Genomic DNA, 15,424 nt, shown 5'->3' with positions numbered 1-15,424 from the left:
ACCTCGTACTTGGTTTGGCGATGAAGGCGATTTACTGATTCAATACTGCCGCTGATAAAGCTGAAGATATATTAGCGGAACTCGTTTTTTGATTTTCTAAATCACGTTCCAGTTTCTCGCAAAGATTCATTAACTGACTAATCTTAGAAACAATCCGCTCTTGTTCTTGTAATGGAGGGAGGGGGACAAGCAAATTGACAATCTCGGTGCTATTTATATTTTTAACACCTGAAGTAGTTCGAATGGGAAATTCAATCTGATGACGAACTAATCCACTATCAAAGACCTGGGATAGAAAAGTTGCATTGATATTTTGTGGGTCAGATCGTAGACGTACTAAATATCCTGCGAATGCATAGATTTCATCATCTGTCCCCACAACAGCAGTTCTACCAACTATTGATTCACTACCGTTAGAACGGATCAACAATAAGTCGCCAGTTCTTAGCTTTAAGTTTTCCCTTTCTTCTTCGCTTAATGCAGTGTACTTTAAATTTGTATCATCGATTTTTCCTCTGACAATGTTGGGGATTCGTAATACTGGAATGCCAGACTTTTTGAGGCTACATTTTTTTGAGGTTCCATATCGTAAATCGACTAGGATTTCTCCAAATCTGCACCACTTCCAATTTTCTGGAATTGAAAATGGTTCTATATCATCCATCGGTTTAAACGGATTTAGTTTGCGCACTTTCTTTTGTAAGAGAAGTTCTCTCCGGAGTACTTCAATCCGCTCCAACAACTTCTCAGCAGGTTCGTCCTCCGGGTCCTGTGGCACCAGTTTCCCCTGGACGGCGAGTTGCAGGATGGTCTGGCGGAGTTGTTTGATGCTCTCGCTGGTGGTGAAGAGCTGGTCGAACTGGGTATCGATCCGCTGCCAGGCTTTCGTCTGCTGGCGGGGTGTCTCGGCGGTGGTCAGCTGGTGCAGGCTGGCGGTCGTCAGTTGGGCGTGCACCGTCTGCCGCTGTTGCTGCTGCGTTTCCAGCTCATCACACAACGCCATCAACTCATCCACCTTGGCCACAATCCGCTTCTGCTCAGCCAGGGGAGGAAAATGTACTGGTAAGGGACGAATGCCTTTCAAAGATATATTTGCAATATTTGTTGTTTGACTAGAAGTCGAGCGCATAGCTAATTGAATGGTAGGGCTTCGTAAATAATGGCTTAGATATTCCTGATTAATAACAAAAGGTCTTATCGCGGCCAAGAATCCCCCAAATGTTGTTAATGTTTTGCATTCGTTAACTATTGCAATTTTACCGACCAGTTCATAACTGTTTGCCATTGAGATTATTAAATCATTTTGTTTAACAAACTGATCTTCCCGTTTCACATATTCACTTGGAATATAAATCAAATCATCCCAAACAATCTTATTCTGCACATTAGTAGTTCTTAAACATGGTAGATGACTTGATCTTTTCTCTCTTGTTTTTACTGATCCTGGAAAAGTAACTCCGCGTACAATATTTGCAATTTCACCTAAAGGCAGACACCCCCAGTTTATGACACTTTCATTTGGAAACTTTTCGATATCTACTTTTAGTATTTCCTTTTCATTTTTAAGAATTCCAGCCTTGATTTGAAGTTCGCGATCTTTGTGGATCTCTTCAATTAAATTATTAATTGGAGCTTCAGTACCTTGTTTTACTAGCTTTCCCCGAATCGCAAGATCCAGAATCAGCTCCCGCAGTTTTTTAATCCCGTCCGGCGCCTCAGCCAGATGTCCAAACTGTTCCAGAAACGTGTCGACGTTCACGAGTCCCCTCCCAGCGCGGCGCGGAGTTCCTGCTTGAGCTGTTCGCGGGTCTGGTCGATCTGCTTCTGTAGTTTCTGATACGACTTCAATAGCGCGTCGGGGTCGCCAGGACCTTCGTCTGTGGAATGCGGGTTTTTCTGATCCAGGTTATAGCCGCTCTCGCGAATGTCTTTGATTGAGACCTTCCAGGCGAACTCGTTTTCTTTCCGTTTTTTCCACCATTTCTTCTCGGCTGCAAATTCTTCGATCCGAATTGGCCTGGTTTTGTTGTACGATTTCTGCCCCGCGGGGTAGGGATGCTCGTAATACCAGATCCGCTTCGTCTTTTTCCCCTTTTCGAAAAAGAGCAGGTTGGTTTTGATACCCGTATAGGGATTGAACACGCCGTTCGGCAGCCGGACGATCGTATGCAGATTGCATTCTTCCAGCAGCTTTTCCTTAATCCGCGTTTTGACCCCTTCGCCGAACAGGGTCCCGTCCGGCAGGACAATCGCTGCCCGTCCCCCGTCTTTGAGCAGACGCATGATCAAAATCAGAAACAGGTCGGCAGTTTCCCGTGTGCGATACGTGGCCGGAAAGTTGGATTCGATGCCATCTTCCTCCATCCCTCCGAACGGTGGATTCGTCACAATCACATCCACGCGGTCTTTAGGACCGTAGTCGGTCAACGGACGGGACAAAGTATTCTCGTGCCGCACATTGGAGGGGACATCGATGCCGTGCAATAACAGGTTCGTCACACACAGCAGATGCGGGAGCTGTTTTTTTTCCACGCCGTGGATCGACTGCTGCAGCAGTTCCCGGTCGGCCACCGTTTTGACATACTTGTTGCGAACATGCTCGATAGAGCAGGTCAAGAAGCCCCCGGTCCCACAGGCGGGATCAAGCAGTTTCTCCCCCAGTTGGGGATCAACCATATCCACCATGAACTGTGTGACCGCCCGCGGCGTATAATATTCGCCCGCATTGCCGGCGGACTGCAGGTCTTTCAGAATCTGTTCGTAAATGTCATTAAACAGATGCCGGTCTTCGGTGCGGTTGAAGTCGAGGTCTTCATTCAGTTTATTGATCACCTGCCGCAACAACTGGCCCGACTTCATATAGTTATACGCGTCTTCAAAGGCAGAGCGGATCACGTACGCCATCGGACTCTTGTCGACGCGCAGTTCTTTGAGTTTAGCAAACAGGTGATTGTTGACGAAATCAAGCAGTTCGTCGCCGGTCATGCCCTCCGGGTCAGCAGCCCAGTTCCGCCAGCGAAAGGGTTCGGGAATGGGGGACTTGTATTTGTCGTCAAGCAGTTCGAATTCCCGTTCACGGTCTTCAAAGATCTTGAGAAAAATCATCCAGGTCAGCTGGCCGATACGTTGTGCGTCTCCATCCACGCCGACATCTTTGCGCATGATGTCCTGGATCGTCTTGATCTGTGTACTGCTTACCATGTTGTAATCTCAAAGTCGCTTTCTTACATCTGCTTAAGTGGCTGCGTCATACAGCATGTTTTTCAATTTATTAACGGCTTCCAGAAACTGGGATTTCCCGCCAAACGCCTGGATAATTTCCACAGGCGTCCCCCACTGGCTGAAGGGGTCGACATTCAGCACACTGATATCTTCCAGATTGCTGATGCCTTCATCCGCGTATTTATCGAGCAGCGCCTCCAGCACCAGCCGCGCCTGTTCGCCATACTCGGTAAAATAGTTCTGCTTGCGCACATTTTCCGAGCGTTCTTTCCGGGTGAGCGGGGGCTGATCGAAGGCAACGTGGCAAATTAAATCAAAGGGACCGAAATCTTTGCCGACCTCATCCGCCAGTGCATCAAACAGGATACCATGCTCTTCGAGTTCTTCAATGATGGCCTGTTTTCGCTCTGCGGTTGTCCACTGCTGAATAAAGTCGGTCAAGGTGGAATACTCTTCACCGACCCGCTTCTTTGTATAATCTTTGAGAGATTCCGTGATCAGTTTCCCCGAATGCGGATCAAAATACTGCACCCGCTCGGCGACGACGCTCACTTCCACATCTTTGACATAATACCGCCGCGGTTTCACCGGGCTTGTATCGAGATCAATGTCGGGCGGAGTCGTTCCATCAACCAGAGTCTCTCCCTCTGCGAATTCTTCCGCCAGTGATTCGTCTTCTATCGTCTCATCCAAATCCTCTGGTGGAACGGGGGACTCGTCGGCTCCCGGTTCATAGATGCAGATCGGCGGCCCGTCAAAATCTTCGTCGGCAAACAGTTCGGTTGCCTTTTTAAAATCCATGATTGTGAAAAAGTATTTGTCATAATCAGGATTAATACGGGTTCCGCGGCCAATGATCTGTTTGAACTCGGTCATCGATTGAATCCGACTGTCCAGGACCACCAGTTTCGTCGTCTTGGCATCGACGCCTGTGGTCATCAGCTTGGAGGTCGTCGCGATCACAGGGTAACGGCTTTCCGGGTCAATGAAGTTTTCCAGCTCCGCTTTCCCTTCATCGTTATCGCCTGTGATCCGCATCACATATTTCCGGTTCTCCTGCACCATGTCGGCATTCTGATTGACCAGCGCCTGCCGCATCCGTTCGGCGTGGTCGATATTGTCACAAAAGACGATCACCTTATCGTAGCGGCTGGTCCCTTTGAGGAATTCGGTAATACTTCTGGCAACCAGTTCGGTCCGTTTTTCCAGCACCAGATTCCGGTCAAAGTCTTTCTGGTTGTAGATGCGGTCCTCGATTTCGTGACCGAACTTATCCGTCTTACCTTCTTCCGGGCGCCAGCCTGCCAGATCCTTATCAAAATCGAGCCGAACCACGCGGTAGGGAGCCAGAAAGCCGTCCTGGATCCCCTGTTTCAGAGTGTAGGTGTAGATTGGATCGCCGAAATAATGAATGTTCGAAACATACTTGGTTTCTTTGGGTGTCGCCGTCAGTCCGATGTGAATGGCGGAATCGAAGTATTCCAGAATCTCCCGCCACTGGCTGTCTTCTTTGGCGCTGCCCCGATGGCATTCATCAATCACAATCAGATCGAAGAAATCGGGTGAGAACTCCTTGTAGATGTTCTTATCATCTTCCGTCCCGGTCAGTGCCTGATACAGGGCCAGATAGATTTCATATGCGGGGTCGGCAGTCCGTTTGACGATCTTATGCATGGCCTTGCCAAACGGCTTGAAATCGTTGTTTTTCGTCTGGTCGACCAGAATATTACGATCTGCCAGGAAGAGCACACGCTTGCACTGCTGGGCTTTCCAGAGTCTCCAGATGATTTGAAACGCGGTATAAGTTTTTCCGGTTCCCGTTGCCATCACCAGCAACAAACGGCGTTTCCCCTGTGCGATGCCTTCAATGGTGCGATTGATGGCGTTGACCTGATAATAACGGGGTTCCTTTCCACTGCCATCCGAATAGAAATCCTGGGTGACCACTTCCAGAGCGGTCTCTTTAAAGCCTTTCCAGCGACAGTAGCGTTCCCAGAGTTCATCGGGTGAAGGGAACTGATCGAGGGAAAGTTCCTGTTCGACGTCACCTGTTTTCACCGTTTTGTCGTGAAACAGAAAGGCATCGCCATTACTGCTGAACACAAACGGGAGGGAGAGGGCACTGTCATCATCGGCATAAGCTAATGCCTGCTGCATTCCGTCGCCCACGGAATGGTTATTGTCTTTCGCTTCGATGACTGCCAGCGGAATGTTGGAACGGTAATAGAGAATATAATCGGCTCGCTTGGGCTTGCCCCGTTTGACGGTTTTCCCTTTGACGATGATCTGCCCGTCAGTAAATGAAACCTCTTCCCGCACCTGTGTCTGCAGATCCCAACCGGCCTGGGTGAGTGAAGGCGTAATGTATTTGGAACAGATATCGCGTTCGCTGAGTGATTTCTTGTTGATTGTCATGTTAGCAGCTTCTGAAGCGATGGCCTGAGCGACCAACAAACCCTATATACTGATTTTCAACCAGCATACCCTGATTCAAAACTAAACAAAAGGCAGATAGGAGAAGAATGTGAGCTATGTGGTTCTGAACACGGGAGATACGACTGATTTCAGAGACGGAAACTGGTGCGGAAAGTTCATCTAAGTTGTTGCTGGTGATATCTGGTAGGATTTGTTTGCCGGGGGTTGTTTTCCTGGAACTGGTTTCTATCGGTGGCCGGGGTGCGTTTTTTTTATTCGCACTGGTGTTACACAAAATAGAAACCGGGGCGAAGGCCCTGCGGCTGATGAGATGGAACAACACCGGCGGCTAGGGCCGTTCCGCTCACTTTTTTACTGGTTCCGTTTGATCTGTTGTCAGTATTTGTATGTCGTGAGGTGGGCGAACACATGGGTTCGCTCCTACAGGAGAACGTATCATGATTGTGAAATGGATTGTTGTGAATGGCGGCTGCCGGTCAAGGGAATATGGGAATGGTTCTGTGGAGAAGTGCGTCGGGAGGTGCCGGGTGAGTGGCGGGGCGGGTTGTTATGGGGCCGTTATGCGTTGGTATGTGTCGACCCGCATAACTTTTTGGGGGTATTTTTTTTCAATGTGGCTGAAACAAGGGACTTTTATGGTGCTGGTTTTCGCAGCGGTGCCGGTTCTCTACCTGAACCAGTACTGTTCTCGCGCGCGACGCATAACTAGAGATCATGCCGATCGGCGTGAGGCAGTCAAGTCCGGTTTGTGCACTGGTCGGTTGTGGAAGTTCAGCATAGAAAAAGTGGAAAGGAGTCTTATTTGTGGACTGTGATCATTCGAGGGGGCTGTTCATAATTTCGTTGATCTCTTCAGGGCTGAGATACCGCGGGCCGAGCATCCATTTTCTGCTGATCTCACTGATACTTGCTTCAGAAAGCGAGAGCACGGTCGCAGAGGTGGTGCTCTGTTTCAAATGCTCGTAGAGGGTGTTGTTCATTTTACGGAGTTCGAGAAGATGTTCACCGCCACGCCCCTCGGTGAAGCTTAGAAAGTCGCTTATGTCATCGAGATTTTCGGGGCCGGTGAGCCTGAAAGAGGATTCGGCTTTATACTTGCTGTTTGCCGTCGACAGGATTGTGCTGTAGAGATAGGAATGCGGATAGGCGGGCAGTGGCTGCGATAAACAGGACTGATATTCGGCGTTGTTTCTGAAGTGGTTGACGAAGGACATCGATTCATCAGAAAGCGAGCCGGTGCGATAGTTTCGATTTTCTTTGAGCAAAAACGTGCCATCGTCCCAGACGGCAAAGGTAATTTCGGGTTGAAACAGATCGCGATTATATGATGCAAAACGAGTTTGAAAAACGGCAATCACGGGCTCGCGGAACCATTCAGCGGGGATCTCGGACGTCTCTGTCAGCTCGGGTAATTCGTCGGTCGGCCTGGAGGAGCCGGTCGTGATTCCACGGGAACAACTGGAAAAACAAGTACACAATAAGACGAAAGAGACAGGTACTGTGACGTAGCGGAAATCCATTCCATACCTCTGCTTAAGTGCCTTATTATCGATTCAGTACCACATGGGCAAAACGCGTCAACAGTAGCAGAGCAGAAGAGGTAAGCAGAAAAAATACGCCCGAGTGGATTCGAACCACTGACCTACGGATTAGAAGTCCGTTGCTCTATCCAGCTGAGCTACGGGCGCTTGTGTTTGTTTATGACCCATTTGAGGCGGATTCAGTTCGCCCTTGGGAGCCTTCTTGAACTGGTGCGTGATTTTAACTGGAAAGTGCTTTCATTCTCAATACTTACAACGCCGATTGCAGGGGCGGATTTCAAAAAAACTGGACATCATGCGACTCTTCATTAGGAAATCGCGCAAAATCCGGGACTGGGGCGGCTCGAACTGATCCCTTTCGCGGGAACACGAACGATGACTGGATGCGATCAATCAACCCAAACAGACTGTTAACGGGCCTGTTTTACCAGTTGGTGAATGCGATGAATCAACAGTTCTTCGGTCCCTTTGGCCCATGGGCCTGGCTGGTTGTAGTAGATCATGGAGAAGTCATACTCATAGCCGCCTTCATCCCGCATGCGTTCGGAGGCGACATAGCCAAAGACATCGTTGGCATACGCGGTCACCCAGACATTTTCACTCTTCACTTCTTTCTTGAGCCGCAATGCATAGTCGACGACGACTTCGCCGCCGAGGAAGACCATGGTGAGCTGGTTCCCGAATTTCCAGACCTGAACCGGAGCCGGGTAGGTGCGTGGAAGCTCACCGGCTGTTTTAATAATCGCCAGCATATTTTTCGCATGCTGTCTGACCTGAGGGCGCGGATGCTCCAAGGCCTGTTTCAACGCACTTTCCAGAGGCGCATCAATGGGCAGGTTGGCAAAGCCAAATGCGGTCTTCAGTTCCGCCGTCAGTTTCTGGGCCGGCTGTTTCAGAAGCCGATTGACTTCCAGGGCAATGGCGCGTCCGTGACCAACCGCCAGATCTTTCGCGACGTCTTTTTTGCCTCGGATGGGATTTTGATCCGCGCCACAGCCAATCGTACAGACGGCGACAATATCGCCGTTCTGTTCTTCGATGTATTTGGCAGCATAGCCCGCCCAGTCACCATTCAGCCGATTGTAATCGCTGCCGAATGTTGTGCAGTGACAGGCATAGTTGAAGATCAGGCCACGCAATTTCCCGGCTTCGTCGGTTATCTTGAGAACCGGCAGACTATGATCGACGGGACCATCCGGATTCACACCAAAGCCGGTCCACTTTCCGTCCTTCAATACACGCCGATTCTGTGCAAAGCCGACTTTCCCCGTAACGAGCGACAAGGTTCCCGGCTGCAGGTCTTGAATCGCGTCACCCACCGTTTTGACAACGTGTGCTTCGACACGGTTCCAGTATTTCTGTGCTGCCTGTTGTTCTGCTTGGGTCATGGGTGTGGAAAAGATATTCGACAAGCCTTCAACCGGCTGGGGAGAGGTATGCGAGTGCGTGCTGCATACCATCAGTTGATCGCGGTTCATGCCATACTTCTGTTTGAGCTGCTGCGCGATACGGTCTATAAACGAAGCGGCAAAGCCGATCGAATCGAGGGACACCAGCGAACAGATTTTTTGATCCGGCGTTTGAATGGCAATCGCGCGAATGTAAAGCGGCTCATCGATGCCTTCGTAGACTTCGGCACGGTTTCCATACCCCGACAGTCGCAGGGGTTCTTCCGGCGTGATATCTGTTTTCGCAAAGCCAAACGAACAAGAAGTATCGGCGGCTTGCAGTTGAGGTTGAGAGCCAAGTCCCAACCCGAAAATAAAAACCAACACACAGCAGAACACATTTTTTTGCAGTAACGGAAGCATCGGAGTCTCCTGGCAGTCAGACACAGTTCTTGACAAGACGACCTTAAAGGGATCATTACTTTGATTATGACATAAATGTCTGCCGATGTGAACCAGCTTGTTTCCGGTTCCCAAGTGACTGTGGAATATGAGTCACTGTAAGAAATAACAAAGCCCATCGATGTGGTGTCGTCGCGCCAGTGAGTCACACTCACAAATCGATGAGCTTTGTTACTGACATGACCTGTTGCTGGCCTGTATTTGTCTGCTTTATTTTTTTGAAATGCGATTTATAATCATCCAAAATTCACATTTGATTATCTTTAACAGATCTTGAAATCCCTTCTTGTTCTGTATATCAGTATTACTTACCGTCTTTTTTTACTGACAATCGAAATGGTCCAGTCAAAGCGGCAGTTTTTTACTGTCGGGGCGAATTGAAGTGCCTGAAATAAATTGCTTAAGGAGAGGTTGCAATCGTGCCAGAAGTCACCGCCACATGCCCCCACTGCCAGAAACGAGTCAAACTCAAAAGCGAAAAAATGCTGGGCAAAAAAATCAACTGCCGAAATTGTGAAAGTCCTTTCGTACTCAAAGCAGACGGCCCGAAAAAATCAAAAACGTCTCGCAAAAAACCATCAGCGGATTTCGAATCTGACTTCGATGATGCCTACGATTCTTCACAGATTCGCGCCCGCCGTTTACGAAAACGCAAAGGCGGTTCCAGCACAAAAAGTAAGCCGGAAGAGTCTTCGAGCAAGAAGAAATCATCTAAGGACGGCGATCCGAAATTGCCGCTTCCTTTGCTGATTGGAGGCAGTGTTTTGGGGATGTGCCTGATGGTGGGGCTGGCTTACTTCATCTTTTCCAAAGGGAGCGCTCTGAATCCGGGAGGTGCCGCCAATGACAAGGCGGTCGTACCGGCAAAATTTGTCAAATTTGAACCTGAAGTCGGCGATTTTGGCTGTGAATATCCCGAAGGCTGGACCGAGAAAAGCGGGGGCGGGCAGGGGGGCGTTCAAAGCTGGGCGAAGTTTATTTCTCCAGATGAAAGCACGACGATTTCCGTTCGCGGAAACATGACGGGGTCTGCGCTGGGAGGAGCGGGACTGGCAATGTCGCAGGGTGCGGAAGATGAAATCGAGCCTCCCGTCGTGGATATTCATCGTTTGATGGAGCAAAAATTTTCTGATGATTACCCGAACTACGAAGAGATCGGCAACTTTCAGTTGTTCAAAAGCAAAATGGGGGATACGTGCAGTTCGATTTTTACGACCAAAAGCTTTCTCGGCGGCAAACAAAAAGGATTACGCGTGACATTCCTCACGGGCCGCGTGCAGTTCAATTTGATCTGCCTGTGTGATGAAGGCCTGTTTGACAAAATGCGTCCGGCCTTTGACCAGGTTGTGAAAACCATTCACGAGAAGTAAAGCGCCTCGATCGGCTAACCCCAGTGCCAGGCAAAACGCTTTTTGAAATGGTGGTAGTACAGACCGATCATGCGCAGCGCCACAATTTCCATGTAAAGCACGATCGCCATCATAATAATGATCCCGAAAAATCCCAATTGAAGTGCCACGATGGCAGTAAAGGTATAGACGACGGATGTCAAAAACATTCCGCCCGCTGTAAAGAAATAGGCAACTTTGGAGCGCCAGATCGTCAGCAGCATCAAGTCGATTCGGAAAACGGTCTCGAAGCCTCCCACCGCCACGCATAATGCGAGAATCGGCCAGAAAAACAGGCCGAGACAATAGAGAAACACGAAGACCCCCAAGTGAAAGAAGGGCATCGCTTCTACAATTTCTTCCGGAGTCAGAAAGGGCACCGCCTCGTCACCCAGATTACTGAATAATAAATAGATCACGACGCCCATATAGAGAAATGCAGGCAGATGCACGAGCAGCCAGGTGCCGGCCCATTTCAGCATGGGGATCACGTAGCCTTCTTCGGGAGCCAGTTCAGGCAGCTCTTTTCGCCCCGAGGTCGCTTCATAAATGACGCTGAAACGATAATTGCTATACCACCCCAGGATGATGATGTAGCCCATAAATCCGAGGCGTCCTCCGTAGGGGAGAATCAGATCACGCATACAGAGCAGAACCCAAATCATCACAAATGTAAACATGTTGGCGGGATCCAGCGGAAACAGAAACGTCTCCATCAGATCTTTCGTGTAGTTATTTTCCTTTTTACGCGTCACGGGGCCATCTTCGTCGCCCTGATATTTTTCCGCTTTGACCATTGGCTTGCGAACGGGCCGACGAATGGTTTTCGATTTGGATTCCAGTTCGACCGCATCAGCAAGCAGGTTGGAGAAGCCGTCGTCGTCATCACCATATTCAACTTCCGGCTCAGGGATTTTGATACTTTCTCCACACTCCTTGCAGCGCAGCCGCTTGCCTGCCGCTTTATCAGGGGCTTTATAGTTCTTTCCGCACATCCCGCAGCTTACTTTAATCGTCATCCTGCTCACTCATTTAAGGGTGCAACTTAGCTAATATGTTTAGGTGGACTCTTTCACAACGCTCAATAACGCCCGATGGTTCAAATCTGTTGGCAAATAATTCGTTTGCATAGAAGGTACTCAATGCCACGTCTGAGTGCGATGGTTTTCGCTCTTGAAAAACCGAGTTCGCATAAAGTCCTGCCAGCCCTCTTACCAAGCTTAATAGTATGATACGTCTCCTATTTCAGAGAGATCAAACACGCCTTCGCCAACAATTAATATTTCGACAATACAATTTTTAAACAAGCCTGATAAAAGGCACCTCAACTTGACTCAAAACAACTTCAACCTTCCGGTTTGATGCATGTGTTTGATGTCTTCCTCCAGCCTGTGCTGTGTCAGTTTCGTGAAATGAGAACTCGTTTCACCCGCCGAAATGTCCTCACTTTTAATAATCAATCCTCCAGGGAGAGAAACTCGTGCTGTTTAAACATCGAAGAAGAAACGGATTTACTCTGATCGAACTACTGGTCGTCATCGCCATCATTGCGATTCTGATCGCGCTCCTGCTGCCTGCAGTGCAACAGGCCAGAGAAGCCGCCCGCCGCAGTTCCTGTAAAAACAACATCAAACAGATCGGCATTGCCATGCACAACTACCACGATGTACATAACACGCTGCCTCCCGGTTACCTGGACGACGACCCGACCGCCAATGTCACAAACCACAATCTGCTCGGTTGGGGAACATTCATTCTGCCCTACATCGAGCAAAGTGCCCTCTATAATTCGATTGCCGAAGTCGGCGCGCTGGATAACAACTGGACCACCATCAGCGAGATGACCACCGCCAGTGCAACCGTGCCCACTCCCTATTCGAAAGTCGTTCTGAAAGCCTACATCTGCCCCTCCGATCCAATGGGCGGCATCAACTCGGACGTTGGCAATTATGGAAAATCCAATTACACCGGTGTCGCGGGAAATACATACAGAAGTTCCGGCTCCACCAGACCAACCGGTTCATTTTATGATAACTCCAATGTTCGATTCCGCGATTACCGCGACGGGCTCAGCAATACGATCATCATCGGCGAGCGGGGAACCGAAGGCACAAAAAACGGTACGATCTGGATTGGCAACTATTCCGATGGTGCTTATTACACACAAAACGCGATCACCTCTGCGTCAGCTTATTATGGAATCAACGGAACTGCCGGCTCCTGGAACTTCACCAGTTCACACACCGGAGGCTGCCACTTCCTGATGGGTGATGGTGCCGTCCGCTTCCTCAGTGAAAACATTGATCTCACAACCTATCGCGATCTGGGATACATCGCAGATGGTAATGTCGTAGAACTACCATAATCGACTCATCCATTCCGAACCTGTTCAACCAGTTGCGTCGACTTTGACAAACGACGCAGCTGATTCTTTCCTGATTCTCCTCCCCAAAGACTGAATTCACTCTCATGAAATTGATTGCACTCTGTTTACTGACACTCACACTCATCGGCTGTAGCAACAGTACTCCCGCCGCACCGGAAGTCAGTCCCGGCCTTACCGAAGCCCAGTTGGTTCCCACACTCCAGAAAATCGCCGAGACCGGCAAATATGATGACGTCCTGCAGGACTTGACCGTCGGTTTAGAAAACGCCGGCCACATGCAACAGGCGGTCGCCGTCCAGAGCTTTCAGGAAATTTCTGATCCAGAGGATGTGAAGAAGCAGGCGGCGCAAGTGTTGGAGACAATAAAAAAATAAGGCAAATCAAATAGAGCCAATACATCGTTCATTCAGCCTGATTTCCTTTATTGCCAAGCCTTATATCGTTATAAAGGAAAGAACCATGGTCGCTTGAATCTGTATCGTACTATTTACAGGAGCCTTCCTCATGCCTCCCGCCGATTTTCAAAAGAAGCTGCTACAAGGTTTAGGTGGTGAATGGCCTGAGCCGCCGGCGCTGAATGTCAAACACCGTGAGACGATTCAAAAAGACGGTTACCGGATTGAATCGCTGACTTACGAAGCTGAGCCCGGCGATGCGATTCCGGCCATGCTGCTGATTCCCGATATGGTTTCGCCCGCGCATCCTGCTCCGGCGGTCGCGGTCTGGCATCAGCATGCCGGTCAGTATCATCTGGGCAAAAGCGAACCGGCGGGGCTGGCAGGCAACCCGATGCATCACACGGGCGCTGCTCTCGCCAAAGAAGGATTTGTCGTGCTCTGTCCCGATGCACTCTGTTTTGAAGAGCGCCAGGATCCGACCGAAAAATTGAAAGCCGGAAAATTTGAGCGGTTTGAGTTTCTGCGGTATGTCGTCGCGGGCAAATGTATGGCCTGGAAAAATATCCTGGACATGAAACGGGCCATCGATTTTCTGCAAAGCCGCCCCGAAGTCTTCGACGAGAACATCGGCTGCTATGGTCATTCGATGGGTTCCACGCACACCTGGCTGGTCGGCCCGTGGGAACCACGCATCAAATGCCTGATCGGAAACTGCTGTCTGCCGACTTACAAAGGCATTCATCGCGAACACATGCTGCACTGTTTTCCCAATTTTATTCCGGGAATTTATGAATACGGGGACACTCCCGACATCGCCGCTTTGATTGCACCGCGACCGCTGCATATGAATTTCGGGGAACTGGATGGAGGCAGCCCGATCGACGAAGTGCGGAATGGTGTCAAAATAATTGCAAACAACTACGCCGCCAAGCATGCAGAAAAGAATTTCACTTATTATATTGAAGAGGGATCAGGGCATGTCCTCTCTCCCGTCATGTGGGACAAAACCTTATCCCACTTCCAGCGCCATTTAAAGCCTCAACAATCATAAATACGAATTCGGAATTCTCTCATGGATGCACTTAATTATACGAAGGAACTTGTGGCGTTTGAGTCTACCAGTAACCTTTCCAATCTGGCAGTCAGCGATTATGTCGAAGCGGCTCTGAAGAGCCTGGGATTCGAAATCGAACGACTGGAATACGACGATACCAAAGGTGTTCGCAAAGCGAACATCATCGGACGCCGCGGACAAGGTCAGGGGGGCATGGCCTATTTCGCACACACCGATGTCGTGCCCGCTGATCCCTGGTTCACAGACGAATTCGGTCCTTTCACCCCCACGCTGAAAGACGACAAGCTTTATGGCCGCGGCAGTTGTGATATGAAAGGTTCGATCGCCTGCATGCTGGCAGCAGCCAAACAGTATGTCGATCGCGACTTGAAGCACCCGCTCTATATTACCTGTACCGCTGATGAAGAAGTCGGCTATCACGGTGCCCGGAACGTCGCTGAAAAGTCGAGTATGTACCGAGAAATGGTAGACGGCGAAGCCCATGGCATCATCGGCGAGCCGACCATGCTGAACGTGGTCTACGCGCACAAAGGCACCTACGGCTTCCAGGCCATCTCACACGGTCGGGCCGCCCATTCCAGCTTGAGTACCGGTATCAATGCGAACCTCGCCATGATTCCGTTCCTCGTTGAAATGAAAAAACTGTACGAGGAATGCATGACCGATCCCCGCTGGCAGAATGCCGAATTTGATCCTCCCACCAATGGCTGGAACATCGGCATCAATGACCGGACCAATGCCGTCAACATTACGCCACCTCAAAGTATTTGCACCGTCTACTTCCGCCCCATGCCGGGACAAGATCCCGAAGAACTGGTCTCACGCGCCCGCGAAGCGGCTGAAAAGTGCGGTATTGAATTCCAGTTCAAGTGCGGTGGCCAGCCGGTCTATACCGAACCGGGTTCCCCCTTTGTCAAAGAAGTGCTGCAGATTGCCGGTAAAGAACAGGCCAGAACGGTTTCTTATGGGACGGACGGAAGTCAGTTCACAGAGATGAAAAATATCGTGGTATTCGGCCCCGGTGATATCGGACAGGCGCATACGCATGATGAATTCATCGAACTCGAACAACTGGAGCAGGGGACTGAAAAGTTTTCTCAGTTGATTGAAAACTGGTGCTGCTAAGAC

The 15,424-nt window shown here is 49.7% G+C and carries 11 protein-coding genes and 1 tRNA gene; 5 read left to right on the top strand and 7 right to left on the bottom strand.

Annotated elements, in window-relative coordinates; genetic code table 11:
* Window positions 1-31: 31 nt before the first annotated feature.
* The 6 genes from Enr17x_RS12835 to Enr17x_RS12810 all read right to left on the bottom strand — a co-directional run bounded on the left by Enr17x_RS12835 (window position 32) and on the right by Enr17x_RS12810 (window position 9,010).
* Window positions 32-1,759, bottom strand: coding sequence for a restriction endonuclease subunit S (locus tag Enr17x_RS12835; protein WP_145309287.1), 1,728 nt, complete (start codon window positions 1,757-1,759; stop codon window positions 32-34).
* Window positions 1,756-3,201, bottom strand: a complete 1,446-nt coding sequence (locus Enr17x_RS12830) for a type I restriction-modification system subunit M (RefSeq protein ID WP_145309285.1) — start codon at window positions 3,199-3,201, stop codon at window positions 1,756-1,758. Before Enr17x_RS12830 ends, Enr17x_RS12835 begins: the two co-directional genes overlap by 4 nt.
* A 33-nt stretch (window positions 3,202-3,234) precedes the next feature.
* On the bottom strand, window positions 3,235-5,637 hold the full coding sequence (hsdR, locus tag Enr17x_RS12825; protein WP_198001130.1) for an EcoAI/FtnUII family type I restriction enzme subunit R: 2,403 nt from the start codon (window positions 5,635-5,637) through the stop codon (window positions 3,235-3,237).
* A gap of 836 nt (window positions 5,638-6,473) precedes the next feature.
* Entirely contained in the window at window positions 6,474-7,178 is a 705-nt protein-coding gene (locus tag Enr17x_RS12820; protein WP_145309283.1) for a hypothetical protein, read from the bottom strand.
* A gap of 94 nt (window positions 7,179-7,272) precedes the next feature.
* Window positions 7,273-7,346, bottom strand: a tRNA-Arg gene (locus Enr17x_RS12815).
* Window positions 7,347-7,609: 263 nt separating this feature from the next.
* Window positions 7,610-9,010: a neutral/alkaline non-lysosomal ceramidase N-terminal domain-containing protein gene (locus tag Enr17x_RS12810; RefSeq protein WP_145309281.1), complete on the bottom strand. Its 1,401-nt coding sequence runs from the start codon at window positions 9,008-9,010 to the stop codon at window positions 7,610-7,612.
* Between the two features lie 458 nt (window positions 9,011-9,468).
* Here Enr17x_RS12810 and Enr17x_RS12805 point away from each other — a divergent pair, with 458 nt between their 5' ends.
* Complete coding sequence (locus Enr17x_RS12805) at window positions 9,469-10,419, top strand: hypothetical protein (RefSeq protein ID WP_145309279.1); 951 nt, start codon at window positions 9,469-9,471, stop codon at window positions 10,417-10,419.
* Window positions 10,420-10,433: 14 nt separating this feature from the next.
* Here Enr17x_RS12805 and Enr17x_RS12800 read toward each other — a convergent pair whose 3' ends face one another.
* Entirely contained in the window at window positions 10,434-11,456 is a 1,023-nt protein-coding gene (locus Enr17x_RS12800) for a cytochrome c maturation protein CcmE (RefSeq protein ID WP_145309277.1), read from the bottom strand.
* Window positions 11,457-11,917: 461 nt separating this feature from the next.
* Here Enr17x_RS12800 and Enr17x_RS12795 point away from each other — a divergent pair, with 461 nt between their 5' ends.
* The 4 genes from Enr17x_RS12795 (at window position 11,918) to Enr17x_RS12780 (ending at window position 15,421) form a co-directional block, all read left to right on the top strand.
* The gene (locus tag Enr17x_RS12795; RefSeq protein WP_232101041.1) at window positions 11,918-12,802 is read left to right on the top strand and encodes a DUF1559 domain-containing protein; all 885 of its coding nucleotides are present in this window, start codon (window positions 11,918-11,920) and stop codon (window positions 12,800-12,802) included.
* A 104-nt stretch (window positions 12,803-12,906) separates the two neighbouring features.
* Window positions 12,907-13,197 carry a hypothetical protein gene (locus Enr17x_RS12790; RefSeq protein ID WP_145309276.1) on the top strand — a complete coding sequence of 97 codons (291 nt, stop codon included), beginning with the start codon at window positions 12,907-12,909 and terminating at the stop codon, window positions 13,195-13,197.
* A 130-nt stretch (window positions 13,198-13,327) separates the two neighbouring features.
* A complete protein-coding gene (locus tag Enr17x_RS12785; protein WP_145309274.1) occupies window positions 13,328-14,272 on the top strand; it encodes a dienelactone hydrolase family protein in 945 nt (314 codons plus the stop codon).
* 21 nt (window positions 14,273-14,293) lie between these two features.
* Window positions 14,294-15,421: a M20 family metallopeptidase gene (locus tag Enr17x_RS12780; RefSeq protein ID WP_145309272.1), complete on the top strand. Its 1,128-nt coding sequence runs from the start codon at window positions 14,294-14,296 to the stop codon at window positions 15,419-15,421.
* The last annotated feature ends 3 nt before the right edge of the window (window positions 15,422-15,424 follow it).

It is taken from the genome of Gimesia fumaroli (genome assembly GCF_007754425.1).
Classification (GTDB): Bacteria; Planctomycetota; Planctomycetia; order Planctomycetales; family Planctomycetaceae; genus Gimesia; species Gimesia fumaroli.
The sequence above is the reverse complement of the archived record's forward strand: the minus strand, read 5'-3'. Positions and strand labels throughout refer to the sequence as shown.